This window comes from Streptomyces sp. NPDC025638 (assembly GCF_055558775.1).
On the sequence record NZ_JBVHLX010000011.1, the window covers coordinates 306290 to 330311 of the forward strand.

Sequence of the window (24022 nt, forward strand, 5' to 3'; positions counted from 1 at the left end):
CTGCTCTCCCCGCGGGTGGAGTGTGGCGCAGGCGAACTGTGGCTTCCTGGCGATCCTCCGCCGTGACGCGCCGCCCGGCCTCACCCGGCAGAGGTGATACGGCGGGCCGCGGGGTACCGGGACAGTGCGGCGCACCGGGCCGCGCACCGCGCCCGACCAGCGCCTTCAGGCCCCGCATGCGACGGCTTGCGGCACGGGGCACGCTGGGAGATGCGCGTGAACCCCGGAGGTGGTTCCTGTGGCGTACAGCCGTCCCGGCCGGCAGGTGGACGAGAGGGCTGCCTCGATGGTGGAGGCGCTGTTCACGCAGTCACCGGTCGGGCTCCATCTGCTGGACACGGAGCTGCGCGTCGTACGCGTCAACACCGCTACGCCGGCCATGCGGGACGTCCCCATGGACCAGGTGATCGGACGCCCGCTCCACGAGGTGTACGACGTCCTCGACGACCAGCAGGAACTCGAGGCCGCAGCACTCGCGGTGCTGGACACCGGGGTCCCGCTGCGGGACCACATCGTACGGGCGCGTATCCAGGGGGACCCGCCGCGGGTGGGCCACTTCGAGATCACCATACTGCGGCTGGAGAGCCCGTCCGGCGCGGTGCTCGGCCTGGCCGTCACCGCGGTCGACGTCACCGAACGCGAGCGGAACCGGACCCGCGCCGAGGTCCTCGACTCGGTGCGCCGGTGCGTGGGGCGCACGCTGGACGCGGCGGTGACCGGTGAGGAACTGGTCGGGGCTCTGGTGCCCGCGTTCGCCGACGTCGCCGTCGTCGAAGTGGTGGACGCCGTCATCCGCGGCGACGATCCGCCGCTCGCCCCGCTGCCCCAGGGCACGCCGCTGATGCGCACCGCGTTCCGCGCCACGAGTTCACACCCGCCGAAGGCGCACCCGGTGGGTGACGTACGCCGGCTGCCCGGACCCACTCCCTTCTCCCAGGCCTTGGCCGACTTGCTCCCGCGGGTGGTCTCCCTGGAGCCCGACGCCCCGTGGTTCGACGTCGACCCCGCGCGCGCCGAGGCCATCCAGGCGTCGCGGGCCCACACCCTGCTGGTGGTGCCGCTCACGCTGCGCGACACGGTCCTGGGCCTGGTGAGCCTGTACCGCGCGGGGCAGACACCCCCCTTCGACGAGGGCGACAGACGACTCGCGGTCGAGCTGGCCTCGCACACGGCCCTGTGCATCGACAACGCCCGGCGCTTCGTCCGGGAGCACACCGTCGCGGCGACGATCCAGCGCCAGCTGCTGCCCCGTACACCGGAGAGCCACGCGTCCCTGGAGACCGCCTATCTGTCCGTCACCGGTGCCGATCCCGGGTCCTGGTACGACACCATCGCCCTGTCGGGCGCCCGGACCGCGCTCGTGGTGGGAAGCGTGTCCGGGCACGGCCTCAACGCGGCCGCGACCATGGGCCAGTTGCGCACGGTCATCCGCTCGCTGTCCGCGTTCGACATCGCCCCCGACGAGCTCCTGGCCCGGCTGCACGACACGACGACCCTGCTGGCCGCGGAGCGCGCGAATCTCCCGCTGGGCGATCCGCTGCGCCGCGAGACGCTCGCCGCGGACTGTGTGTACGCGATCCACGATCCACTGACCGGCACCTTCGTGATCGCGGGAGCGGGCCGGCTGGCTCCTCTCCTGGTACGGCCCGACGGCACCGTCGGCATCCCGGACCCGCCGTCCGGACCCCGGCTGGGCACGGACGCGGACGCGCCGTTCACGTCTGTCGAGTTCGAGGCGCCGGAGGGCAGCGTCCTGGTCTTCACCAGTGACCCCCTGCTGACCTCGTATCTCGCGGACTCCCCGGGACCCCTGCGCTCATCGCCCGAGTACCTCGACCGCGCGCTGCAGGAGCTGTGCGACGCGGTCGTGTACGCGCTCCCCTCGGGCCTCGGGGCCGGCGACGCCGCGGTGATCGTCGCACGGGTCCGCTCTTTGCCCGCCGACCGTGTCGCCTCCTGGTACCTGGACGCCGATCCCGCGGCGGTGGCCGAGGCCCGGCACCGCGTCCGCATGCAGCTCACCGACTGGAAGGTGGACGACGAGACCGCCTTCAACACCGAGCTCATTGTCAGCGAGCTGGTCACGAACGCCATCCGGTACGGGGACCCGCCCCTGGAGCTGCGGCTGATCCATGACCGCAGCCTGACGTGCGAGGTCCGCGACGCCGGTGCCGCGGCGCCGCATCTGCGGCACGCCCGCACGGTCGACGAGGGCGGACGGGGTCTGTTCATCGCCTCGCAGCTGGCCCACGCATGGGGCACGCGGTACGGGGACGAAGGCAAGACGATCTGGACGGAACAGTCCTTCGCATCGCGGAAGGACCCCCGCTGATCAGGCTCTTTCTTGCCTTGGCGGGCCCGGCGCCGGCTGTCCCTCGGCCTCCGCCCGGCCGCTCGCGGCCAGCAGAGCGAGCAGGGCCAGCACGGCGAGCAGCACGAGCACCAGGAGCAGGACCGTCAGAACCGTCGGATGGTTCCACAGGGCGAAGACCAGCGCCACGATCAGCAGCGCGGCGAGTGTGATCGCCCGGCGGTACGACTGCGCCCACTCCCCCGCCCGGCCCGTACGGATGTGGTGGTCCGCCGCCCAGCGGGCCGTGGCGTCCGCGGTGCTCTCGGACCTGCCGCGCACGGCAACCGGCAGCCTTCCCGGGCCGATGAAGTAGGTGCCGAGCGCGATGACGACGCCCAGGACGATCGCCGTGCGCAGGCTGACGCGCAGAAAGCGCACGAGCGTGTCGAAGATCGCGGACGCCGCCGCCTTCGACTGCACCTCGGGCGGGAGGTGGTCCAGGTAGTAGTCGCGGGCGACGATCAGCGCGATGGCCACGACCAGACAGGCGAAGGCCGCGCCCAGTGCGGTGCGGGCCAGGGCCCGCCGTCGCCCGCGGGCCAGCAGCACACCGCCGACGCCGATGAGCACGACGATGACGGGGAGCCAGTTACCGAGCGCGTCCAGCAGCCGGGCGCCCTTGCGGGCCTTGGCGAGCTCGTCGGAGTGGAAGAGCACCAGCTGCTTGTTGACCGTGGGGATGTACTTCGCCGGGGAGAGTCCGGCGTCGACCAGCTGTTTCTTGACCTGTTCGACGGCCTCGCCCACATCGAGGGTGATGGTGCCGCCGGAGACGCCGACCGAGCCGCGGCCCTTGCCGGTGAGCGCGTGCACGACGGCGTTGTGGGCGGTCCGGTTGGCGTCCGTCCACACCTTGGCGAAGACGTCGCTCTGCACCACCCGGGTGGCCACCTTGGTCACGGCCTGGTCGACCGCGGAGTTCAGCTGCGGTCCCAGGTTCTTCAGGGCGTCGCCGGCGCGGGGCGGCAGTCCCTGGGACTCCAGCCAGGTGGCGATGTCCGCGGCGACCTGCTGCCCGTCGACATGCACGGCCACGGCCTCGGTGATCCGCTGCACCGCCGCGTCCTGGACGGCCGGTTCGGTGGCGAGGGGGGCGACGGTGGAGACGTACCGGTCGGTGTCGAGCACGATGTCGTGCACCCAGGTCGTCAGCAGGGCGACGGGGACCAGGATGCAGGTGAGCACGATGAGCACGGCCGAGGCGACCTTGCGGGCCACCCGGCCGGCCGCGGTTCCGTGGGCCGTACCCGGACCGCCCGGGGCCGGGGCGCCTTCCGGGCCTTGACCTTGACCGGGAGACGAGCCGGGGTCGTGCGCATCGCTCATGGGGCCTCCGGCCGGGTGCGTGCCTGTCCACCCATTCCGTCAGCGGGCGGGCACCGGGGCACGCCGACGGCGTCCATCCGGGCGAGGAAGCGGGAGATCGGGCCCGTGCCGGAAGGCGTCCGTCGGCCATGAGATGGCCAGTCCACCGGGCGTGCGGCACGCTGGAGAGGTGGGTACGCGGCAGGGCCTCGTGGGTCTGCGGCAGTCCTGGCAATCGAGTCACGCGCTGCTGTTGCTTCCTATCGCGCTCATCGTGGTCATCGCCGTGGTGGACATCCACTCCCCCGAGGACGTCCATCTGGGACCCACACTGGTCATCGCGCCGGCGCTGACCCCGTCCTTCGCCGGGCCCTGGGCGACCGCGCTGGTGGGGGCGCTCGCGGTCGCGGCCCAGACGGTCATCGCCGTCTTCCACGGCGGGCTGACCACCACGAACCACATCATGCAGATCGTCACCCTGGCCGTACTGTCGGCGCTCATTGTGGTCTACTGCGCGGTCCGCGACCGGTACCGTGCCCAGCTGGCCCAGGTCCGGTCGGTGGCCGAGGCCGCCCAGCACGTGCTGATGTGGCCGCTGCCGGAACAGATCGGCCATCTGCGGATCGCCTCGCTGTATCTGGCCGCCGAGGACGAGGCCCAGATCGGCGGGGACCTGTATGCGACCACCCGGGTCGACAACACCGTGCGCGTGCTGATCGGTGATGTGCGCGGCAAGGGTCTGTCCGCCATCGGCGAGGCCGCGCTGCTGCTCGGCGCCTTCCGCGAGGGCGCCCACCGGCACGCGTCCCTGCCGGACCTCGCCGCCACGCTGGAGCAGAGCGTGACCCGCTACACGGCCGACTTCGAACCGCCCGAGGAGGCCGGGGAGCGCTTCGCCACCGCCCTGCTGGTGGAGATCCCCGAGGACGACGCGGTCACCCGGATGACCAGTTGCGGCCACCCTCCGCCGCTGCTGCTCAGCCCCGGTCACGCGGTCTCCGTGCCGAGCCTGCATCCGGCACCCCCCTTGGGGGTCCACACGTCGAAGCCCGGGGACTACACGCTGGACGTGTTCTCCTTCGAGCCCGGCGACACCCTGCTGCTGTACACCGACGGTGTCATCGAGGCCCGTGACGCGGACGGCCGCTTCTACCCGCTGACGGAGCGCGTCGCGCAGTGGACCGAGGCCAGCCCGGAAGCGCTCATGCACCACATCCGGCGCGATCTGCTGGGCCACTGCGGAGGACGCCTCGACGACGACGCGGCCCTCATTGCCCTCCACCGCACCGCGGCCGTCCATCGCCGGCACCACGGACGACTGATCCATTCCGACGCGTTCCGCCACGGTTCCGACGCGCATCCGGGTTCCGGCTGAGGCTCGAGGTCGGGGTCTCACCGGCTGAGGCCCGGGACCGGGGAGGCTCTCCCCGGCCCCGGCCCCGGCCCCGGCGCGGTCACGGCTTGCGGGCGACCGCCCCGTACATGGCGATGTCCTCGTCCCGGATGTGCTGCTCGCCCGTGCCGTCCGGGTGCCACTTGTGGACCTGGACGATCCCCGGTTCGGTCAGCTCCAGGCCCTCGAAGAGCTCATGGGCCTCGTCGATGGTGCGCAGCCGCATCGGCATGTTGCGGGCGGCGTACTCGCGGGCGACCCGGCCCACCTCCTGTGGCGCGAACTCGGCGGTGCCGATGGACATCGCCAGATAGCTGCCCGAGGGGAGCGGCTCCAGGAGGCGGCGTACGACGCCGACCGCGTCGTCCTCGTCGAGCATGAAGTGGACGGCGCGTCCGGCGCGGGTTGTCGTCTGCTTCTGCCGTGGGCGGGGCGGATGTGACACCTACGCCCCCACTGTGCGAGGCCGGACGAAAGGCGTACGGCAATGGCTCCGCCCTCCCTCCCCCAGCCGCTGGAGCGACGGCCCGAGGACCGGCTCCCGGCGGCCCCCAGACCACCCGGAGGCGAGTACGGCGGTCGACTCCCCGGGCCCCACGGCCCCGACCGCCTCGCCTCCGGGGCCGAACCGCCCCGCCCCCACCCGGCCGAAGGACCCGTCACAGGGATCGCACCGGGCCCTCGTCGATGTCGGTGTCGGTGTCGGTCACGGACATCGCCGTAGGGCCCGTTGCCCGGGCTCAGTAGCCGATGGAGAAGGTGGCGTCTGCCTTCTCGGTGGCCGTGGTGACGGGGTCGATGCGCAGGACGTAGTCGGAGTGCCTGATGTAGCGGGTGGGGAAGTTGTACGAGCGGAACGACGTCCAGGTGGCGTCGGCGAGGCCCGCGGTCTTGTAGAACGTGGCGTCCTGGGCGAACGTCGACGTGCCGTCGTCGGTGTCGAGTTGCAGTTGGTAGTTGTAGTGCCGCAGATAGCGGGTCGGGTAGTTGGCCGACTGGAAGGAGACGCCCGCGCTGTCGGCCAGACCGGGTACGAGCCTCCACTGGGAGTCGGTGTACGGATCGAAGGGGTAGGCGTCGATCCGGCCGACGTAGTTGGAGTGGCGGACGTAACGGTCCGGGTGGTTGTAGGACTTGAGCCGGTTCCAGGCGGGGGCACCCCACTTGGACACGAGGTTGGTGTACTCGGTGGTGGTGATCGGCTGGATGGAGCCGTGCTTGGAGTTGACCGGCTGGGTGTAGGCGCGCTGGTCCAGGGCGGTCCAGGTACCCGCGGCGAGGTCGGTGCTCTGCCAGGCGTAGAAGACGCCGTTGGGGGTGTAGGTGTCTCCCCACAGGTACCAGGCGCCCGACGTCGGGGACTTGACGAGGATCGGGGCCTCGGTGCCGCCGTGGGCGACCGGTGTGCTGAAGGCGGTGAAGCTGCCGGGGTCGAGCGTGGAGGACTTGGCACCCACCAGCGCCTGGGCGGAACTGCTTTTGAAGTAGAGGTAGTTGACGCCATTGACGTCCACCGCCATGTCGCCGTCGATGACGTCGTAGCCGGGGTCGAAGAAGACCTGCGGGGATGTCACGGTCCGGAAGTCGGTGGTGTGGTTCACCATGATCACGTTGTGGCCGCTGGAGTTCACGGCCGAGTAGATGATCGCGTACTGTCCGCGTCCCGCGTCCCAGAACGCCTCCGGGGCCCAGCTGTGGGTGTTCATGTCGTGGAGCTTCAGCCGGCGGTAGCCGGTGAAGGTGCGCAGGTCGGCCGAGTCCCAGAGGTGGATGTACTGGCTGACATAGCTCCAGTCGGTGCCCTTGAGGTCGGTCGCGAGCACGACGAAGGCGCCGTTCTGCTTGCGCAGGATGAACGGGTCGCGCAGTCCGAGCGCCCCCTCGGTGGGCGTGACCACGGGGTTGTTCTGGTTCAGCGGCATCCAGCGCAGCGAGTCCGTGCTGACGGCCAGATGGAGGCCGTAGTCGGTGCCGGTGCCGTTCGGTGACTCGGTGAAGTACCCCATGACGTAGGCCGAGTCGGCGGCGTGCGCGGGGCGCGCTGCGAGTGTCAGATCGGTCGCCGCGGCCAGGGGCACGGCCGCCGCCATGCCGAGGAAGAGCCGTCGCGACGGCATGGCGGGGTGGGGGTCAGCGCACATCTGCTCTCCAGGGGGGACGTGTAGAGCCGTTCGAGAGGTTCGAGGCGTTCGAGGAGTTCCAGAAGGGGTTCGAGATACCGAACAAAGTTCGGTGAACCGATCAGAAACTAGAGGGGCGGATGTGGCGCGTCAATCCTTCCGCAACACGGAGGTCAAGCCTGTGTGCCACTTGTCCCCTGGGCCAGCGCCGTGACCTCGGCGGCCGTCAGTGTCCTGCCGTACACACGGAAGTCGTCCACCGCCGCCTTCAGGTACGGGTCGGGATACTGGGAGCTGCCGATGCAGCCGTTCCGGATGTGGTTGCCGAAGTAGCGCGGTTCGACCGTGACCGCCGCGTTCCGGCCCACTTCCCGGCCGTCCACGTAGAGCACGGCGGTTCCTCCGGCGCCGTACGTCACGGCCACGTGCACCCAGCGGTCGGTGGGCAGTGGGTCGGCGTCGATGCGCTGGCTGACCCAGGTCGCGACCGAGTACGCGGACGCTCCGGCCAACAGGTCCTCGCCGAGGGCGAGATGGCCGTCGTTGCCGTCCAGGTCCACGGCACCGGCGATATGGCGCTGCGCCCAGGACGCGCCCCCGGCGAGCGACGCGGCCTTTCCGTTGCCGGTGGCGTCGGCGTCCGTCGTACCGGAGGCCTCGTCGAAGGGGTGCCAGGCAGACCGATGTTGCGACGGAAGGTGTGCAGCAGGCGATCGATGTCGACGAAGCGCAGAGAGGCGGTGTTGCGGCTCTGGTTGTCCTTGAACGGTCCGGTCAGCAGGGAGACCGCACCGAGGGGGAAGGGCTGCACCTGTGGGGCGTTCACCGGGCGCGCGGCGGTGGGGCGTTGCGCCGCGTGGGCCGCGGGGACGCCCGTCAGGTTCAGGGCGGCGGCCGCACCGGCAGCGGTGAGGAAGGTCCGTCTGCCAAGAGGTGGGATCACGAAGTCCTCCGCATGTCGATGACGTGGGGCGGAGAGTCCCGCTCCCCGCCCCACTGACGCTCGTTCGAAATATCGAAGACTGTGCGACATGCTGTGCAGGGCTCTACGGTAGAGGACTGACTCCTGATGTCAATGACGCCCGTGAGACCTGCTGAGCCGGACTCACGCGTCCGGGCCGGGACTTGTTGTGATCCTGGTCATGGCGCACGCTGTTCCGGGCACGAGGCATGATCGTGCGGACCGGACGGTGCAGACCGAAGAACGGGGAGGAAGCCATGGGCGACGGGATGTCGCGGGCGATGTGGGAGCGGTACGAGCCGGTGCACGACCTCGTCTACTTCACTCCGGAGGCACGTGAAGCCGCAAACGGGCTCGGGATGCGGGGCTTCTGGATGGGGTACTTCGCGCTGCGCGCGGCGCCGCTGGGCGCGGTGCCCGCCTCCGTCGTGACCGGATCCTTCTATGTCTTCCATCCCGACCGCGTGGCGCGGGCGCTGCCGGACGCATGGGAATACGCCGACCCGGCCGACGCCCTCGCGGCGCGGCAGCAGGCGATGGACGCCGCGATGACCCGGCTGTTCGGCGCGGACGTCGTCAACTCGTCGGAGATGACCGAGGCCGCCGATCTGGCCTGGGAGGCGGCCACGGCCGCGGACACGGCGGGCCGTGTGCTCGCCGCGGCCAACCAGGCCCTGGACCGTCCCGCGCCGGCGCATGTGCGGCTCTGGCAGGCCCTGACCACGCTCCGGGAGCACCGGGGCGACGGGCACTTCGCGGTTCTGGTGGGTCAGGGGCTGGGACCGGTCGAGGCGATGGTGCTGAAGGCGGCCGCCCGTGAAGGGGACCGGAACATACTGCGGGACACCCGCAAGTGGGAGGCCTCGGCATGGCAGGCCGCCGAGAGCGCACTGCGCGAACGCGGGTGGCTCGGGGAGGACGGGGCCCTGACCTTGGCGGGCGCCGCCGGGCGCGCGGCCGTCGAGGCGCAGACCGACGCAGCCGCCGAGCGACCGTGGACCGCTCTGGGCGCGGACCGCACCGAGCGCCTCGCCGACCTCCTCGAACCACTGGCCCGGACGGTCTGGGACTCCGGGGTGCTGCCCTCCGGCAACCCGGTCGGCGTACCCCGGCCTGGCCCGGCGCCGAGGTGTCCTTGAGCGAGAACCGGTCATCCGTCAGGACCTGTTGACGCAGGCGACGGGAGGAAACCGGCCAGGCCCCGTCGTCGGCGATGGTGCGCGCACGCCGCTGCCGGCGCAGCCGTTTCCCGTCGGGATCGGCCTTCGACACCGCGTCGGGGTGACTGACGGGGGTTTGGCGAAAAACAGTCGTAGTAACCGTCGAAGTGCCGTGTAATTCAGACGTCTTCGGGATGCCGGAGATGAGATTGTGCCGTCCGGGCCCATCCGGGCCACAGGGGGAGGTAACACCACAGTGAATCGCATGCGCACGTCCGCCACGGTCCTGGCCGCGGTCGGAATCGTCACCGCCGCTCAGCTCGGCCTCGCGGGAGCCGCGTCCGCGCAGACCTCGGCGTCGACGAGCTCCGGCTGCCCGATCGACCTCGTCTATCCGAGCCGCTTCTACGTCGACTCGCACGGCTGGGTCACCAACGGCGGCCTGTACTTCGGGCTCAAGAACAAGAGCACGACCAAGAGCTTCTCGAAGGTCACCTTCACGGTCACCGACGTGAAGAACATCCGCTTCGGCACGGCCAAGCCCACGGGTGGCAAGATCACCAAGAACACGACCAAGGTCGTGTCGGTGTACACCCTGACGCTGAAGAAGAAGGCCAGCCTCGGCGTCAAGGTGCCGACGCACCTGCTCAACACCCACACCTACAAGGTGAAGTTCACCCTGAAGGGCACGGGCTGGAACTGCGCCTCGGACCAGGGGACCTGGGGCAGCTGATCCCCTCGGACCGTACGCTGGTGGCCGTGGTCAAGCGCGGCGAAACAGCGGGCGAGGGGCCGGGCACCGCGGTGTCCCGGCTCACCGGTCGAACGGTCACCAGTGTGCGGGCGTTGTCGGGGAACCTCGCCGAGGTGGTGCTCGATGGTGGCCGGGCCGTGATCGCCAAGCGTGGTGATCACGGCCCGGGCGCCGTTCGGGCCGAGGTGGCCGGGCTGCGCTGGCTGGCCGCCGCCGGGGCGGTCCGTACAGCGCATGTGCGCGGTCACGACGAGCGGTGGATGGTGATCGACCGCGTCCCGGACGGACGGCCCGGCGCCGAGGCGGCGCTGCGTTTCGGCCGTGAGCTGGCCGCCCTGCACACCGCCGGGGCACCGGCGTTCGGGGCCCCGCCGCCCGAGGGCCCGGTGGAGGCGTACATCGGTCTCGCCCCCATGCGCAACGTCCCCGGCACCGACTGGCCGCGCTGGTACGCCGAGTACCGCGTGCTGCCGTATCTGCGCGACGCCGTCGACAACGGCACGGTCCGCCCCGGCGAGGCCACCGTCGTCGAGCGCGTCTGCGAACGGTTGCCGGAGCTCGCGGGCCCCGCCGAACCGCCCGCCCGGCTGCACGGCGACCTGTGGAACGGCAATGTGCTGTGGGGAGCCGACGGTCATGTCTGGCTCATCGACCCGGCCGCGCACGGCGGACACCGCGAGACCGACCTGGCGATGCTGCACCTCTTCGGCTGCCCCCATCTGGACCGCGTACTGGAGGGCTACCGGCAGGCCGCACCCCTGGCCGAGGGCTGGGAGGACCGCATCGGCGTGCACCAGCTGTTCCCGCTGCTGGTGCACGCGGTGCTGTTCGGCCGGGGGTACGCGGAACAGGCCCTCGCGGTCGCCCGCCGGGCCGCGGCGGCCTGACCGGACCGAGGGACGGCCGACTACTCCCCCGCGTCCGGGAGCTGGATCTGGCCGGACTTGATGTAGCGGGCCAGGTTGAGGTGGTCGCCGTGCTCCTCGCGCAGCCCCTCCGCCCACAGCACGCTCTGGGTGCCCTCGTGCTTGACCATGCCCGGGCTCACTCCGATCCGGAAGCCACCGGGCAGGGGCTTGCCGTCCTTGTAGGGCAGGAAGTCCAGTGGCCCGGGCCCGTCGGAGGCGTACACCGCGCAGTCGGACAGCACCGCCACCGGGTACTGCCCGGTCGTCCGGGCGGTGGCGAGCATCTTGCGGTGCATGTTGATCCGGGCCTTGGAGATGACGGCGGCACGGATGTCGGGCCGCCACGTCGGCCGTTCCAGCGCCGGCCAGCGCTCTCCCGGACGCCATCCGGTGCGGGCCCGCTCACGCAGCTTGCCGATGCCGCCCTTGACCGTGGCCTTGATCGCCGCCAGCACCAGGGCCAGCTGCGGATCCCGGTCCTTGTGGCCGTCCATCGCGGCCAGGAACTCCTCGGGCGTCATGCCGGTGGTCACGCCGAGGTCGGCCATGGTCGCGACGTACGCGTCACGCAGACGGGTGTACCAGGCGTCCAGGTACGGGCCGTGCTCGGGACGGACGTATGCCTCCAACGGGGCGACCTCGTAGCCGAGTTCCTGCGCGTACGCCACGGTCGGCGTCGCGTACCAGGCCGGGCCGAGCGGCGCGTCGCCGTCCGGGGTGAACGGGCTCGGCAGGCGCGGGTCGAGCCGGATGTGGGAGAGGTCGACCAGCCAGGAACCGGGCAGCGACGGGTCGAAGGCGGGGTTGTGCGCATGGACCGGCGCGCCGAGGCCGACGACGGTGCGGTTGGCGGCCGCCGCGAAGGCCATGTTGACGTCGATCCCGACGAGGTACGGCTGCATGCACTCCTCGTCGGTCAGCGGCCGGGCCCAGTCGTAGGCCTCCTCGCGCAGGATCTCGGCCGGGGTGCGCTGGTGGAAGCGCGGCAGATGGGCGAGGAGCGGATGGCCGTCGGGGGCTTCGCACGGGGCGCAGTCCACCGCCTGGGTCAGCGCGCCCGGGTTCGGGGCGGACACCCACTGGTCGTGGTCGTCCTTCACCGCGCGGGTGGGCGGGTGCAGCGCGGTCATCAGCTCCAGGCCGGTGACGGCGGTGGAGCCGCGCGGGGTGAGGACCCGGTCGGCGTAGGTGCCGAGGATACGGGCGAGTTCGACGGGCGGCTGTTCGGCGGCGTCGCCCCAGTACCGGGCGTCCAGGGCGTGCCAGGCGGGAATGCAGAGCTGGACGCAGCTGCGCCGACCGCCCTGGGCGGGCCGGTAGATACGGGCCCATGGGCCGAATCCGCGCTTGGTGAGCTGCCAGTCGGCCTTCTTCAGCTGCCGGACCGACTTGTGGGACTCCGGGATACGGCCCGCCAGGCGCTCCTCGTCGCTCAGCTCGGCGGGCAGTCCGTAGCGCTCGCAGGCCGCCGCGGTCAGTACGACGAGGGGGTCCGCGTCCTTGCCCGAGCGATGCAGCCGCGGCTGCCCGAGCATCGCCTCGGCAAGCGTCCACTCCACCAGCGCCGGGAGCGACTTCGCGGGCACGTCGAGGACCAGCCCGCCGACGCAGTACGCGTTGATCTCACCGTCGGCCGCGTCGACCACGGCGAGGGGGCCGTGCGCGAAGCGGGGGTCGGCGGTGTCGGCGGGGGCGGACTTGGGGGTGTTCCGCGGGGTGATCCGGGGCGTGTTCCGGGGGGCTTTGGCCGCGCCCTTGCTCGCGGCCGGACGGCGCGACGCCGAATCCGGTCCGCGCCCGGCCGCTCCCGACACCGGGCGCGCACCGGACGACTCCCCGCCGGACGACTTCCCACCGGACGGCTTTCCACCGGACGACTTCCCACCGGACGACTCCCCGCCTGACGGGCCCGCTTCGGCCTCGTCCCCGGCGGGCCGCCGCCCGGCGCCATCCGCGTCCTGCGGCGGCGCCCCCTGCGCATGCGGGAGTCCGGGACCCGCGCCCGTCGCCGGTGCGGGAGGCGGCGCGGCCGGATAGCGGTGGGCCAGGCCGTCGAGGAGCCGACGGTAGGCCTCCAGGCGTTCGCCCCTGGGCTCGGCGCGGCCCGCCTCCCAGGCCTCGATGCTCGGCACCCGTACCCCGAGCGCCTGGGCCACGGCGGCCTGCGTCAGCCCGGCCGTCTCGCGCAGCCTCACCCGCACCGCGGGAGCGGGAAGCACGGTGCCGCCGTCGACGGCGGCGAGCAGGGAGTCGACAGCCGCGAACAGCTCATCGGGCTGGTCCGTCATTTCCACATCCGTCTTTCTACCTGACGCCCTGGCGGATCTCTTCGAGCCGGGTCGTCAGCCGCTGATGGCGCTGCGAGGCGCCCTGGGAGGAGTTCAGTCCCTGGTACCCGGCGATCTGCCGCCAGTCCATGCCGCGGCGCCGCGCCTCCATGACCACCTGGCTCTCCAGCCGGTCCAGTTGATGGCGCAGTTCGTCGAAGAGGCTCAGAGCCGCGCCGACGTCGTCCACCGTCACCTCCGGCACCGGGGTGTCGGCGGCCGTCAGCAGCCGTCCGAGCAGTGCCGCGTCCCGGGCGAGCCGGTGTGCCGGGGCACCGTCGTCGACGGGACGGTCCCCCAGGGCGGACAGCCGCCTGCGGGCCTCGTCGTCCTGGGCGTCATGTGCCATGCGGGCATGCTATCTCAGCCATCCAACGAAACAACGTTCTGTTGGTTTCTTAACGGCAGCTTAAATCGGGCTGAGATTACTCAGAGTAAGGAAACCAACCAGGCGTTCGATTCGTATAAGTGCATGGAAGCTTTGAACAGGGAGAGACCATGCAACCGTTCACGCTCAACTACGCGCGCCCCGCAGTGCAGTTGGAAGTCACCGCTCCGTACGCGTACGACTCCGGACTGCAGTTGAACGTGTTCCCCGATGGCCGGATCGCTGCGACCGATCACGCAACGCTAAGAGCGCTGGGGACCACGACCTCCACGGCCGGTTCCAAGACGCACTTCGACGACTGACCGCGGATCCCCCCGATGACCGTGCTCATCCTGACTTCCGACGAGGACGTGACGGCGGACATGGTGGTCCTCCGGCTCAACGAGGCCGGTGTGCCCGTGGTCCGACTCGATCCCGCCGATCTCACCAGCCGGGTCGCCCTCTCGGGCGAGTATGTGCAGGGCGTCAGCCGTGGACACCTGTCCATCGCGGGCCGCCTGGTGAGCATGAACGGTCTGCGCTCCATCTGGGTGCGCAGACCGGGAGTCGCGGCCGCCCGGGCCGCCCAGCCGACCGCCTGGCTGACCGAGGAGTCCTCCCAGGCGCTGTACGGCATGCTGCGCTCCACCGACGCCCGCTGGATGAACCATCCCGACGCGGCCCGGCGGGCCCGGCACAAGCCCTGGCAGCTGAAGCTGGCCCAGCGCAGCGGACTGCCGGTGCCGGCCACCCTCATCACGACCTTTCCGCAGGCGGCCCGGGAGTTCGCGGAGCGCTTCCCGGACCTGGTGGTCAAGCCGGTCTCCGGAGCGCATCCCCAGGAGCCGCCCCGGGCGGTGCCGACCAGCCGGGTCGCGCCGGACACCGACTTCTCGGCCGTCGCCTTCGGGCCGACCCTGCTGCAGCGACGGGTCGGAAAGCGCGCCGACATACGGCTCACCGTCGTCGGCGACCGGCTGCTCGCCGCGCGCAAGCCGGTCGCCCCGGACGCCGACCCCGACGACGTGGACGTGCGCTTCGCCCCCTCCGCCGCCCCCTGGGTACCCGTGGACGTGCCCCCACGTACCGCGGAAGCCGTCCACACCTATATGAAGCAGGCCGAAATCGCCTACGGGGCCTTCGACTTCGCGGAGGACGCCGACGGGATCTGGTGGTTCCTGGAGTGCAACCAGTCCGGCCAGTTCGGCTTCGTGGAGATGGACACCGGTCAGCCGATCGCCCGCTCCATCGCGCAGTGGCTGGCGCAGGACGCCGAACCGGTACAGCCGTACCTCAACGGCGGCAGGAGAATGACCCCTTGACCGAACCGGCAACGACATCAGGAAGGGGCCACCGTATGCGTGTGGGACTGCTCGGGACCGGACCGTGGGCGCAGGCGGCGTACGCCCCCGCGCTGAGCGGCCACGGTGGACTGGACTTCACCGGGGTGTGGGGCCGCCGCCCGGAGGCCGCCTCGGTGCTGGCCGAGCAGTACGGCACGCGTGCGTACGACGACGTGGACGCCCTGCTCGACGACGTGGACGCGGTGGCCGTGGCGCTGCCGCCGACCGTGCAGGCGGACCTGGCGGTGCGCGCGGCCCGGGCGCGCTGTCATCTGCTGCTGGACAAACCGCTCGCCCTCGATGTCGCCGACGGACGGGCGATGGTCGAGGCGGCCGAGCGGGCCGGTGTCGCCTCCTTGGTGTTCTTCACCACACGGTTCCAGCAGGAGCCGCAGGCGTGGATCGACGAACAGGCCGCCGTCGCGGGCTGGTTCACCGCCCGGGCGGAATGGCTCGGCGCGGTGTTCACCAGCGACAGCCCGTTCGCCGCCTCGCCCTGGCGCCGGGCGAAGGGCGCGCTGTGGGACGTGGGCCCGCACGCGCTGTCCGTGCTCCTGCCGGTCCTCGGCGACGTCCGCGAGGTGACGGCCGCGGCCCACGGTCCCGGAGACACCGTCCACCTCGTCCTCGACCATGTCACCGGCACGTCGAGCACCCTGACCCTGAGCCTCACCGCCCCGCCCGCGGCGGCCGGGGCGGTGGTCGAACTCCGCGGCGAGGCGGGAGCGACCCTCCTGCCGCGCAGCTCGGAAGGGGCGGTCCCGGCCCTCACCCGAGCCGCCGACGCCCTCCTCGCGGCCGCCCGCACGGGCCGCCCGCACTCCTGCGACGCGGCGTTCGGCCTGCGGGTCACCGAGATACTCACGACGGCCGAGGCCCGCCTCAACGGCAGGACCGCATAGGCCGCGTCCGTTCAGTCCTCGTCTCAGTCCTCGTCGAACGGTTCCTCACTCCACCGGAACCAGGCCCGGTCCCCCTCCATGTGCAGCAGGAACTCGGGGACGGGCCCGTCCGGCGAGGACAGGGACACCCGGCGCCGGATCTCGTCGTACGCCTCCTCCCACAGCTCCCAGTCGTCGTCCCGGTCCGCCAGGGCGAGTTCACGGGCGAAGAACTCTCGCACGGAGCCGAAGGCGGGGCCGGGCGTGAACCTCCCCGACAGCCAGGGGAAGTCCATGTCGTCGATCAGGATCTCGCCCACGGACTCCCCGCCACTGCGCACGCGCCACACCGAACCGTCGAACGCCATGCCCACGCCCTCCGCCACCCGTTGTCGATCACCGCGCGGACAGCATGTCACCCGGCACTGACATCCGGTGCCGACCGGAAAGTGGCGAGCTCCCGGACGACGGGATACCCGGCCCTGGTGAAGTGCGCGGTCATCGGGAAGTTGCCCTGGTCGGTGGCACCGGCGATGCACTCGGCTCCCCGCTCGACCAGGAAGTGGGTGCACTCCACGAGGAGGTCGTAGGCATAGCCGTGACCGCGCTGTTCCGGCAGGACGCCGATGAAACCGATGCACGGCCCCGACGGGTTGTGCGCGGGGACATGGATGCCGACCGGTTCTCCCTCCGGCGTGCGGGCGACCTGCCACCACTGGCGCGGAGAGGGGCACCACCGGAAGAAGTCGAGCTCCTCCTGAGCGGCCCGGTCCACTCCCCCTTCCTCGACGGCCCTGCGGGCGTGGGCGTCCAGGGTGACGGAGTGGATGCGGCGCAGCGCGTCGAAGAACACCGCATCGTCGGGCTCCGGGCCGAAGACCAGCCGGCCGGGCCGCTCGGGGAGGCCGCACTCCGGTGTCCACCGGTACACGAAGCGCTCCACCAAGAGCTCGTACCCGGCCTTCCGCGCGGCGGTGAAGCGCGTCTCGGCGGCCGCGCGCAGCAGGGGTTCGGCACGCCAGCCGCTCGGCAGGTTCAGCTCCAGGCCGTCGACCCGCCAGGGCGCGGTGCGCAGCAACTCGGCCCCCGCGTCCTCCTCGCCCTCGGCCACGTCGAAGAAGTCGACGGTGAGCGGCTCGGGGTCGTCGGGGCCGCCCCACCAGGCGCCCCGCGCCACCACCGTGCCGTCGCGCAGGGCGACACGCATCCAGTCGGGGCGGTGCCGGGCCGACCGGGACGCCTCACGCGTGCGCAGCGGGTCGGGCATGGTGTCGAAGACATGGGCGGTGCTCTCGTCGAGCGTGTGGATGACCGGACCGGTCATGGATTCCTCCGGGATGCATGCGGCGTGGAGCGCTCCCGGTCAGGTCAGAGGTGGCACGCCCGGGCGACGGGAAGGAAGCGCTGGTCGGTCGTGAACCTCATGGCACTCGCCTCCTTCCGTGCGGTCGTCGGGCGTGGTGTCACACGGTAAGCGGGCGCGTACGCACACGTCCATCGCTTTCTCGCGGGCGGGCCCGGAACCGTGCGGGGGCGTAGCTTGGGCTTGTGAGAACGGTGGGCGGGCGCTGGTCGCGCCAGTACCGGGACGAGCGCAGCTGGCTGCGGGGCGCTCCGCCGCCGTGGTGGGTGCGGGTGCTGCCCGTCGCCCTGCTCGTGGGCGTCACCATGGCCACCGTCGCCAGTGGCAACTACCTCGACCTGGGGTTCCTGCTGGGCGCGATTCCGCCGCTGGCGGTCCTGTCGTACGGTCCGCTGGCGACCGCGCTGCTCGGCGCCATGGTCATCGTGGTGCTGCACATACCGGCCACCCATCTGAACCGGCCCGGCAACACCGATCTGCTCACCATCATCTTCGTCGCCGTACTGAGTGTGTTCGTGTCCTATGTGCGAAGTCACCGGGACGCCCAGCTGGTCACGGAGCGGACGGTCGCCGAGGTGGTGCAGCGTGCCGTCGCGCCGCCGCTGCCGGAGCGGGTCGGGAGGATCAGGTGCACGGGGCTGTACCGGGCCGCCCAGCACGGGACGCTGGTCGGCGGGGACTTCTTCGACGTGCGCGACGGGCCGTACGGTGTCCGGGCGGTGATGGGCGATGTGCAGGGGCACGGGCTGTCGGCCGTGGCGACGGTGGTGTCACTGCTCGGAGCCTTCCGGGAGGCGGTGCTCGACCAGCCCGATCTGGAGTCGGTGGCGGCCCGCATGGACCGCAGACTGACGGTGGACTCGGCTGGGGTGCGGCATGCCGAGCTGTTCGCCACCGCCATGCTGCTGGAGTTCTCCGGCGACGCCCGCTCGGTACGGATCGTGGCCTGCGGCCATCCGCCTCCGCTGCTGCTGCACGACGGGCGGGTCCGCGAGGTCGGCGTCGAGTCGGGCACTCCCCTGGGGCTCGGTCTCGTCGGTGTCGATCCGCCGAAGGAGGTCACGGTGGCGCTCGCGCCGGGCGACCGGCTGTTCCTGGCCTCCGACGGGGTGTGGGAGGCACGGGACGACTCCGGCGACTTCTATCCGCTGCCCGAGCGGCTCGCGGAGCTGGCCGACGACCGCTCGACCGCGCTGACGAAGCTGGTCTGGTCGGATCTCGTACGGCACTGCGGCACCGTCCGGGACGACGCGACGATGCTCGTCCTCGCCCCCGACCTGCGCTGACCGGGTCAGCCCACGTCCCACAGGAAGCGGTGGGTGTGGATGGCGAAGTACGGGAAGGACTGGACCTGCCGTACGCCCTCGATCTGCCGGACGACGTCGTTGACGAAGTCCAGCAGGTCCTTCGGGCCGGGGGTGACCGCCTCGGCGAACAGGTCGAAGCCGCCCGAGGTGAGCACCGAGTAGACGACCTCGGGGCGGTCGGCCAGGGCGTCGGCGACGGCGCGCGGGTCGCCGTCCACGCCGATGCCGAGCAGCGCCATGGCCTGCCCGCCCATGGCCATCGGGTCGGTGACGCCGACGACCTGCACGGCCTTGGCATCCAGCAGCCGCTGCAGCCGCTGCCGGGCCGCCGAGGCCGACAGGCCGACCTTCGGACCGAGGTCGGCGTACGCGATGCGCCCGTCGGTCTGCAGTTCACGCAGGATGGCCCGGTCGATCTCGTCCACGTGCTTCCTCTCCGCCCCTGGCCTGCTCGGGTCAACCCTAGTGGCGTGGCTCAGCCGTTCAGTTCGGCGAGGGCGGCGGCGAAGACCTCGGTGTGCGTGTCCACGTCCTGCTCGGTGGTGTCGGGGCACATCAGCGCCATGTTGTGGAACGGGGTCAGCAGGATGCCCCGGTTGGCCAGGTAGAGGTGGAGGAAGTCCCCCAGCTCCGGGTCGGCGGCGGCCTCGGACTCGGTTCCGGTGCGCGGCGCCGGGTCGGCGAACCGGTACTCGGTGCGGGCGCCGAGGCGGCTGACCGACCAGGGCAGTGCGTGGGCCGCGATGCCCGCGCGGACGCCGGCCTCGAAGCGTTCGGAGAGCTTGGCCATGTGGTCGAACGCCTGGTCGGTGAGGACGTGTTCCAGGGTGGCTCGCATCGCGGCGACGGAGAGCGCGTTGCCCGCCAGGGTGCCGCCGACGCCGCCCATGTCCACCAGGTCCAGGTCGTCGCGGGCGAGCAGCCGCTCGGCCAGGTCGGCCGAGAGGCCGTAGGCGCCGGCCGGGATGCCGCCGCCGATGGCCTTGCCGATGGTCAGCAGGTCGGGTTCCAGGTCCCAGGCGGCGGTGCAGCCTCCGGGCCCGGCGGAGAAGGTGTGCGTCTCGTCGTTGATGAGGAGGGTGCCGTACTGCCGGGTGAGAGCGCGTACGCCGGCCAGATAGCCGGGTTCGGGCAGCACGATGCCGATGTTGGTGAGCGCGGGTTCCATGAGGACGGCGGCGACATCTCCATGGGCGAGCTCGCGCTCCAGCTGCGCGAGGTCGTTGAACTCGGCGACCCTGCTGGTCAGGGTGACGTCGCAGGGGGCGCCGACGTTGCCGGGGCGGGCGGTGCCGCGGCCGTCCGGGCCCACGACGATCAGCGACTCGTCGACGCTGCCGTGGTAGCTGTAGCTGTTCACGAGGATCTTGGACCGGCCGGTGACGGCCCGGGCGAGCCGGATCGCCCAGCGGTTGGCGTCGGTCGCGGTCAGCGAGAAGCTCCAGCGCGCAAGCCCGAAGCGGCGGGTCAGCTCCGCGCCGACCCACTCGGCGTCCTCCGTGGGGAGCATCGCGGTGGCCCCGCCCTGCTCGGCGAACCGGCGGTGCACCGCCGCGGCCACCACGGCGGGCGAGTGACCGGCCATGGCACCCGTGTCACCGAGGCAGAAGTCGATGTACTCGTGCCCGTCGATGTCGCTGACCCGGGCTCCCCGGGCGGTTGCCAGATAGCGCGGAAAGGCGCCGGCGGTCTTGTTCATCCAGGTCATCGGCACCCGGCCGAAGAGGTGATCGGCCCGCGCGTAGGCCGCCTTCGAGCGCGGGTTGCGGCGCTCGGCCTCGGCGCTCTCGCGGGCCAGGAGGTGGTGGAGACGGGTGCGGTCCATGGAATTCCCCAGTGGCGACGGCAGTGGCGACGGAACATTCGGAGCGTACGATCGAAGCAGCTGAGCCATCAAGGCTTGACGCTCGATTCGAGTGTCCAAGTGCTCGAATCGAGCGTCCACCTCGTCACTGGAAGTAACGATTACTCTCCCGACACCCCGAATCCGTGCTCGATTTTCGAGTGTCGACCATGAAACGCCAGGGCGCGCCACCCCTTCCGCCAGGTGCATCTATCTACGAGCATGCATATCCGGTGTTGGCGTGAAGTCGCACGAACTGCCCGGTGACAGACGCCGCGCCCACGCCCGTGTCAGGCGAGCGGAGATCACCCGGAGCGGTGCATGATGAACCCGATGTGGATGCAGGGCGTGGAATGGCTGGCCGCGGCGGCGGCGAACCCCCGGGCGTGCAAATGGGAATGGGACCACGGTGAGGGCATCGCGCTGCTGGAGGCCGGACGCTTCTGGGACGTGCTGAGCGTTCCCGACCGACTCGGTCTGCTCACCCTGGACCTGCTGTGGCGGCCCTCGTTGCCCGTTCCCGGGCCGACTCTGGTGGACACCACGGCGCACCGGGTCGGCTTCTTCCTGCCGCCCGACCCGTCGGGACAGTGGGTCGGCGCCGGGCTGCGCTACGCGACCAAGGGGTCCTGGGTCGCCGTACCGCCGCCGTACCGGTCGGCCCGCTCGCTGGAGTGGCTGATCCCGCCCGACGGAACCGGCGCGCTGCACGGTCCCGGCACCCTGGAAATGGCCCTGCGCCAGGCCAACGGCACGCTCGCGGTCCTCGGGCCACAGGCCGACGGATAGCGCCTCACAGACGCTCCACCCCGGGCCGGATGCGCACCGGAAGTCCGGCGAGGAAGGTCCACTTCAGGTCCGGGTCGGCCGGCACGGACCGGCCCTCGGCGCGCCACTCCGCGACGAGTTGCGCGTAGATCGGCTCACGGGTCCGCAGTGCGGCGGCCGGCCGTGCGGGACGGGGCGCGGCAGGCTCCGGGTTCTGTGAGCGTCGGAAAGCGACGGAGGTTCGGTCCATGCCGGAGCAACGCGCGCTGTGCGCCGGTGGTACGCGCGCACCCGGGCGCTCACCGGGTGGGGTGAGTGCGCCGCCCGATCGGGGCACCCGCCGGTACGACAAGCATCCGGAACGACGGGTGCCCCGGTCAGGTCAGCAGATCCTCGGGAGCTGCTCCCCCAGGGGCATGTCGACGACCCGGGTGCCCCCGAGTCCGGTGCGGGCCACCACCATCCCGGGGTGCTCGCGCACCGCCTCGCCGATGATCCTCGCCTCCTTGCCCAGCGGATGTGCGCGCATCGCGTCCAGGACGGCGTCGGCATGCTCGCGCGGCACGAAGGCCACGAGCTTGCCCTCGTTGGCGACGTAGAAGGGGTCGAGGCCCAGCACCGCACAGGCGTTGGCCACCTCCGGCGGGACCGGGACGTCCCGCTCGGTGACGACCACGCCCGTCCCCGAGGCGGCCGCGATCTCGTTGAGCGAGGCCGCGAGTCCGCCGCGGGTGGGGTCGCGCAGCACATGCAGATCCGGGGTGACGGCGAGCATGGTCTCGACGAGACCGCCGAGCGCGGCGCAGTCGCTCTCGATCTCCACCCCGAACTCCAGGCCTTCGCGCACGCTCATGATGGCCACGCCGTGCACCCCGATCGCACCGCTGACGATCACGACGTCGCCGGGGACGACCCTCTGCGGCCGCAGGTCGACGCCCGCCGGGACGAGGCCGATGCCGGCGGTGTTGAGGTAGATCCCGTCGCCGTGGCCCGCCTCCACCACCTTGGTGTCGCCGGTCGCGACCTCGACGCCCGCGGTCCGCGCCGCCGCGCCGAGCGCCTCGGCGACCCGTGAGACGGTCTCCAGCTCCACGCCCTCCTCCAGGATGAATCCGCAGGAGAGGTAGGCGGCCCGGGCCCCGCTCATCGCGAGGTCGTTGACCGTGCCGTTGACGGCGAGGTCGCCGATGCTGCCGCCGGGGAAGAACAGGGGCCGTACGACGAAGGAGTCGGTGGAGAAGGCCAGCCGCACACCGCCGAGGGAGAGCGCGGCCGCGTCGCCCATCTGAGCGAGGACCTCGCCCCCGAAGGCGGGCGCGAACACATGCTGGACCAGTTCGGCGGAGAGCGTGCCGCCACCGCCGTGGCCCATGACGATCCGGGGCTGGTCGCGCAGCGGGGCCGGGCAGGTCCACCCGGTCAGGTCCAGGGTGTCGGAGGTGCTGTCAGGCAACGGGGCTCGCCTCCCGGGCCGCGGGGGTGATGTCCAGACGCCGGTAGAGGTAGTACGCGGCACAGGCACCCTCGCTGGAGACCATGGTGGCTCCGAGCGGGGTGCGGGGGGTACAGCGGGTGCCGAAGGCCTCGCACTCGTTCGGCTTGAGCAGTCCCTGCAGGACCTCACCGCTGCGGCACTCGGCCGGCTCGCGGGTGCGGATGCCCTCGACGGCGAAGCGCGACTCGGCGTCGTACTCGCGGTACTTGGCGGACAGCCGCCATCCGCTGTCGGGGATCACGCCGATGCCCCGCCAGGCGCGGTCGGTGACCTCGAAGACATCCTCCAGCATGGCCCGCGCGGCCGGGTTCCCCTCGGCGCGGACGGCGCGGGGGTAGGCGTTGTCGACGGTGTGCTCACCGCGCTCCAGCTGCGCCACGGTCCGGCGCACGCCCTCCAGGATGTCGAGCGGCTCGAAGCCGGTCACGACGATCGGGACGCGGTGGCGCTCCGCCAGCTCCGGATACTCGTCCATGCCCATCACGGTGCACACATGCCCGGCGGCCAGGAAGCCCTGCACCCGGCAGCTCGGGGAGCGCATGATCGCCTCGATGGCGGGAGGCACGCGGACGTGCGAGACCAGCAGGCTGAAGTTGCGGATGCCCAGCTTGCGGGCCTGGTGGACCGTCATGGCGTTGGGCGGTGCGGTCGTCTCGAAGCCGATGCCGAAGAACACCACCTGGCGGTCCGGGTTCTGCTGGGCGATCCGCAGGGCGTCGAGCGGAGAGTAGACGACCCGTACGTCGCCGCCCAAGCCGCGCACCTGGAACAGGTCCCGTCCGGTGCCGGGCACCCGGAGCATGTCGCCGAAGGAGCAGAAGATCACCTCCGGCCGGGAGGCGATCTCCAGGGCCTTGTCGATGACCTCGAGCGGGGTCACGCACACGGGACAGCCCGGACCGTGGATCAACTCGACCTGTTCGGGGAGGAGTTGGTCGATGCCATGACGGATGATGGAGTGCGTCTGCCCGCCGCAGACCTCCATCAGCGCCCAGGGCCTGGTCACGGTGGCGTGGATCTCGTCGAGGAGCCGCCGTGCCAGCGCCGGGTCCTGGAACTCGTCCATGTACTTCACTTGCGCGCCTCCTCGGCGACGTGCGTCGCTCCCGCGCCCGCGGCAGCTTCCCAGGGATCGCCGAACTCCTCCTGGAGCATGCCGAGTTCGGCAAAGAGTTCGAGCGTCTGCCGGGCCGACTCCTCGTCGAGCCGCTGCAGCGCGAACCCGACGTGCACGATGGCGTACTCGCCGACCTGCAGGTCGGGCAGGTACTCCAGGCACACCTCCTTGACCACACCGCCGAAGTCGACGGTGGCCAACCGGGTGCCGTCGCGCTCCTCGATATCCAGGACTCTGCCGGGTACCGCCAGGCACAT

General features: G+C 71.5%; 23 protein-coding genes and 1 pseudogene. 10 read left to right on the plus strand and 14 right to left on the minus strand.

From position 1 onward, the window contains the following. The first annotated feature begins 238 nt into the window (after nucleotides 1–238). Nucleotides 239–2332 carry a SpoIIE family protein phosphatase gene (locus tag ACZ4EG_RS28030; RefSeq protein WP_467792547.1) on the plus strand — a complete coding sequence of 698 codons (2094 nt, stop codon included), beginning with the start codon at nucleotides 239–241 and terminating at the stop codon, nucleotides 2330–2332. Here ACZ4EG_RS28030 and ACZ4EG_RS28035 read toward each other — a convergent pair whose 3' ends face one another. Next, a complete protein-coding gene (locus tag ACZ4EG_RS28035) occupies nucleotides 2333–3679 on the minus strand; it encodes a hypothetical protein (protein ID WP_467792548.1) in 1347 nt (448 codons plus the stop codon). It abuts the gene before it with no gap. A gap of 133 nt (nucleotides 3680–3812) precedes the next feature. On the opposite strand from ACZ4EG_RS28035, the gene ACZ4EG_RS28040 reads away from it, so the two are divergent. After that, complete coding sequence (locus ACZ4EG_RS28040; RefSeq protein WP_467792549.1) at nucleotides 3813–5033, plus strand: PP2C family protein-serine/threonine phosphatase; 1221 nt, start codon at nucleotides 3813–3815, stop codon at nucleotides 5031–5033. 79 nt (nucleotides 5034–5112) lie between these two features. On the opposite strand, the pseudogene ACZ4EG_RS28045 reads toward ACZ4EG_RS28040, so the two are convergent. The 3 genes and pseudogenes from ACZ4EG_RS28045 to ACZ4EG_RS28055 all read right to left on the minus strand — a co-directional run. Further along, nucleotides 5113–5439, minus strand: a pseudogene (locus ACZ4EG_RS28045) (SAM-dependent methyltransferase); the annotation flags it as partial. Nucleotides 5440–5791: 352 nt separating this feature from the next. Next, nucleotides 5792–7192, minus strand: coding sequence for a glycoside hydrolase family 43 protein (locus tag ACZ4EG_RS28050; RefSeq protein ID WP_467792550.1), 1401 nt, complete (start codon nucleotides 7190–7192; stop codon nucleotides 5792–5794). A gap of 152 nt (nucleotides 7193–7344) precedes the next feature. Beyond that, nucleotides 7345–7731, minus strand: coding sequence for a LamG domain-containing protein (locus ACZ4EG_RS28055; RefSeq protein WP_467792551.1), 387 nt, complete (start codon nucleotides 7729–7731; stop codon nucleotides 7345–7347). Between the two features lie 658 nt (nucleotides 7732–8389). Here ACZ4EG_RS28055 and ACZ4EG_RS28060 point away from each other — a divergent pair. From ACZ4EG_RS28060 to ACZ4EG_RS28070, 3 genes are all read left to right on the plus strand, one after another. Continuing rightward, nucleotides 8390–9271: an SCO6745 family protein gene (locus ACZ4EG_RS28060; protein WP_467792552.1), complete on the plus strand. Its 882-nt coding sequence runs from the start codon at nucleotides 8390–8392 to the stop codon at nucleotides 9269–9271. A gap of 286 nt (nucleotides 9272–9557) precedes the next feature. Next, the gene (locus tag ACZ4EG_RS28065) at nucleotides 9558–10025 is read left to right on the plus strand and encodes a hypothetical protein (protein ID WP_453555855.1); all 468 of its coding nucleotides are present in this window, start codon (nucleotides 9558–9560) and stop codon (nucleotides 10023–10025) included. Nucleotides 10026–10045: 20 nt separating this feature from the next. Then, nucleotides 10046–10933 (plus strand): fructosamine kinase family protein, encoded by an 888-nt coding sequence (locus ACZ4EG_RS28070; protein ID WP_467792553.1) that lies wholly within the window; start codon nucleotides 10046–10048, stop codon nucleotides 10931–10933. A gap of 20 nt (nucleotides 10934–10953) precedes the next feature. Here ACZ4EG_RS28070 and tap read toward each other — a convergent pair whose 3' ends face one another. Both tap and ACZ4EG_RS28080 read right to left on the minus strand, forming a co-directional pair. Continuing rightward, the gene (gene tap, locus ACZ4EG_RS28075; RefSeq protein WP_467792554.1) at nucleotides 10954–13242 is read right to left on the minus strand and encodes a telomere-associated protein Tap; all 2289 of its coding nucleotides are present in this window, start codon (nucleotides 13240–13242) and stop codon (nucleotides 10954–10956) included. 16 nt (nucleotides 13243–13258) lie between these two features. Then, a complete protein-coding gene (locus ACZ4EG_RS28080; protein ID WP_467792555.1) occupies nucleotides 13259–13630 on the minus strand; it encodes a hypothetical protein in 372 nt (123 codons plus the stop codon). Between the two features lie 149 nt (nucleotides 13631–13779). On the opposite strand from ACZ4EG_RS28080, the gene tgmA reads away from it, so the two are divergent. From tgmA to ACZ4EG_RS28095, 3 genes are read left to right on the plus strand one after another with little or no spacing between them, the layout of a single operon-like run. After that, on the plus strand, nucleotides 13780–13971 hold the full coding sequence (gene tgmA / locus ACZ4EG_RS28085) for a putative ATP-grasp-modified RiPP (protein WP_263205316.1): 192 nt from the start codon (nucleotides 13780–13782) through the stop codon (nucleotides 13969–13971). Nucleotides 13972–13986: 15 nt separating this feature from the next. Further along, nucleotides 13987–14970: an ATP-grasp ribosomal peptide maturase gene (gene tgmB / locus ACZ4EG_RS28090; protein ID WP_467792556.1), complete on the plus strand. Its 984-nt coding sequence runs from the start codon at nucleotides 13987–13989 to the stop codon at nucleotides 14968–14970. A gap of 35 nt (nucleotides 14971–15005) precedes the next feature. After that, nucleotides 15006–15893 carry a Gfo/Idh/MocA family protein gene (locus tag ACZ4EG_RS28095; RefSeq protein WP_467792557.1) on the plus strand — a complete coding sequence of 296 codons (888 nt, stop codon included), beginning with the start codon at nucleotides 15006–15008 and terminating at the stop codon, nucleotides 15891–15893. Between the two features lie 23 nt (nucleotides 15894–15916). Here the strand turns inward: ACZ4EG_RS28095 and ACZ4EG_RS28100 are convergent, their stop codons facing one another. Beyond that, on the minus strand, nucleotides 15917–16240 hold the full coding sequence (locus tag ACZ4EG_RS28100; RefSeq protein WP_467792558.1) for a hypothetical protein: 324 nt from the start codon (nucleotides 16238–16240) through the stop codon (nucleotides 15917–15919). Between the two features lie 47 nt (nucleotides 16241–16287). Further along, entirely contained in the window at nucleotides 16288–17196 is a 909-nt protein-coding gene (locus ACZ4EG_RS28105) for a GNAT family N-acetyltransferase (RefSeq protein WP_467792559.1), read from the minus strand. A gap of 224 nt (nucleotides 17197–17420) precedes the next feature. Between ACZ4EG_RS28105 and ACZ4EG_RS28110 the strand changes: the two genes are divergently transcribed. After that, entirely contained in the window at nucleotides 17421–18521 is a 1101-nt protein-coding gene (locus tag ACZ4EG_RS28110; protein ID WP_467792560.1) for a PP2C family protein-serine/threonine phosphatase, read from the plus strand. A 5-nt stretch (nucleotides 18522–18526) separates the two neighbouring features. On the opposite strand, the gene ACZ4EG_RS28115 is transcribed toward ACZ4EG_RS28110, so the two are convergent. Then, nucleotides 18527–18967, minus strand: a complete 441-nt coding sequence (locus ACZ4EG_RS28115) for an Lrp/AsnC family transcriptional regulator (protein ID WP_453555870.1) — start codon at nucleotides 18965–18967, stop codon at nucleotides 18527–18529. Between the two features lie 50 nt (nucleotides 18968–19017). Continuing rightward, the gene (locus ACZ4EG_RS28120) at nucleotides 19018–20367 is read right to left on the minus strand and encodes a transaminase (RefSeq protein ID WP_467792561.1); all 1350 of its coding nucleotides are present in this window, start codon (nucleotides 20365–20367) and stop codon (nucleotides 19018–19020) included. Nucleotides 20368–20706: 339 nt separating this feature from the next. Here ACZ4EG_RS28120 and ACZ4EG_RS28125 point away from each other — a divergent pair, with 339 nt between their 5' ends. Continuing rightward, complete coding sequence (locus ACZ4EG_RS28125; RefSeq protein ID WP_453555874.1) at nucleotides 20707–21174, plus strand: hypothetical protein; 468 nt, start codon at nucleotides 20707–20709, stop codon at nucleotides 21172–21174. A 4-nt stretch (nucleotides 21175–21178) separates the two neighbouring features. Here ACZ4EG_RS28125 and ACZ4EG_RS28130 read toward each other — a convergent pair whose 3' ends face one another. The 4 genes from ACZ4EG_RS28130 to ACZ4EG_RS28145 form a co-directional block, all read right to left on the minus strand. Continuing rightward, nucleotides 21179–21403 (minus strand): hypothetical protein, encoded by a 225-nt coding sequence (locus tag ACZ4EG_RS28130; RefSeq protein WP_467792562.1) that lies wholly within the window; start codon nucleotides 21401–21403, stop codon nucleotides 21179–21181. 132 nt (nucleotides 21404–21535) lie between these two features. Further along, nucleotides 21536–22606 (minus strand): hydrogenase expression/formation protein HypE, encoded by a 1071-nt coding sequence (gene hypE, locus ACZ4EG_RS28135; RefSeq protein WP_467792563.1) that lies wholly within the window; start codon nucleotides 22604–22606, stop codon nucleotides 21536–21538. After that, nucleotides 22599–23723 (minus strand): hydrogenase formation protein HypD, encoded by a 1125-nt coding sequence (gene hypD, locus ACZ4EG_RS28140; RefSeq protein WP_467792564.1) that lies wholly within the window; start codon nucleotides 23721–23723, stop codon nucleotides 22599–22601. The genes hypE and hypD overlap by 8 nt, the downstream gene beginning before the upstream one ends. After that, nucleotides 23720–24022 carry a HypC/HybG/HupF family hydrogenase formation chaperone gene (locus ACZ4EG_RS28145; RefSeq protein ID WP_390709628.1) on the minus strand — a complete coding sequence of 101 codons (303 nt, stop codon included), beginning with the start codon at nucleotides 24020–24022 and terminating at the stop codon, nucleotides 23720–23722. Before ACZ4EG_RS28145 ends, hypD begins: the two co-directional genes overlap by 4 nt.

What these genes read in the sequence shown, in the direction of transcription:
- ACZ4EG_RS28035 (WP_467792548.1), bottom strand. Translation starts at nt 3,679, where the DNA reads ATGAGCGATGCGCACGACCCCGGCTCGTCTCCCGGTCAAGGTCAAGGC.
- ACZ4EG_RS28040 (WP_467792549.1), top strand. Translation starts at nt 3,813, where the DNA reads ATGGCCAGTCCACCGGGCGTGCGGCACGCTGGAGAGGTGGGTACGCGG.
- ACZ4EG_RS28050 (WP_467792550.1), bottom strand. Translation starts at nt 7,192, where the DNA reads ATGTGCGCTGACCCCCACCCCGCCATGCCGTCGCGACGGCTCTTCCTC.
- ACZ4EG_RS28060 (WP_467792552.1), top strand. Translation starts at nt 8,390, where the DNA reads ATGGGCGACGGGATGTCGCGGGCGATGTGGGAGCGGTACGAGCCGGTG.
- ACZ4EG_RS28065 (WP_453555855.1), top strand. Translation starts at nt 9,558, where the DNA reads ATGCGCACGTCCGCCACGGTCCTGGCCGCGGTCGGAATCGTCACCGCC.
- tap (WP_467792554.1), bottom strand. Translation starts at nt 13,242, where the DNA reads ATGACGGACCAGCCCGATGAGCTGTTCGCGGCTGTCGACTCCCTGCTC.
- ACZ4EG_RS28080 (WP_467792555.1), bottom strand. Translation starts at nt 13,630, where the DNA reads ATGGCACATGACGCCCAGGACGACGAGGCCCGCAGGCGGCTGTCCGCC.
- tgmA (WP_263205316.1), top strand. Translation starts at nt 13,780, where the DNA reads ATGCAACCGTTCACGCTCAACTACGCGCGCCCCGCAGTGCAGTTGGAA.
- tgmB (WP_467792556.1), top strand. Translation starts at nt 13,987, where the DNA reads ATGACCGTGCTCATCCTGACTTCCGACGAGGACGTGACGGCGGACATG.
- ACZ4EG_RS28095 (WP_467792557.1), top strand. Translation starts at nt 15,006, where the DNA reads ATGCGTGTGGGACTGCTCGGGACCGGACCGTGGGCGCAGGCGGCGTAC.
- ACZ4EG_RS28100 (WP_467792558.1), bottom strand. Translation starts at nt 16,240, where the DNA reads ATGGCGTTCGACGGTTCGGTGTGGCGCGTGCGCAGTGGCGGGGAGTCC.
- ACZ4EG_RS28105 (WP_467792559.1), bottom strand. Translation starts at nt 17,196, where the DNA reads ATGACCGGTCCGGTCATCCACACGCTCGACGAGAGCACCGCCCATGTC.
- ACZ4EG_RS28120 (WP_467792561.1), bottom strand. Translation starts at nt 20,367, where the DNA reads ATGGACCGCACCCGTCTCCACCACCTCCTGGCCCGCGAGAGCGCCGAG.
- ACZ4EG_RS28125 (WP_453555874.1), top strand. Translation starts at nt 20,707, where the DNA reads ATGATGAACCCGATGTGGATGCAGGGCGTGGAATGGCTGGCCGCGGCG.
- ACZ4EG_RS28130 (WP_467792562.1), bottom strand. Translation starts at nt 21,403, where the DNA reads ATGGACCGAACCTCCGTCGCTTTCCGACGCTCACAGAACCCGGAGCCT.
- ACZ4EG_RS28145 (WP_390709628.1), bottom strand. Translation starts at nt 24,022, where the DNA reads ATGTGCCTGGCGGTACCCGGCAGAGTCCTGGATATCGAGGAGCGCGAC.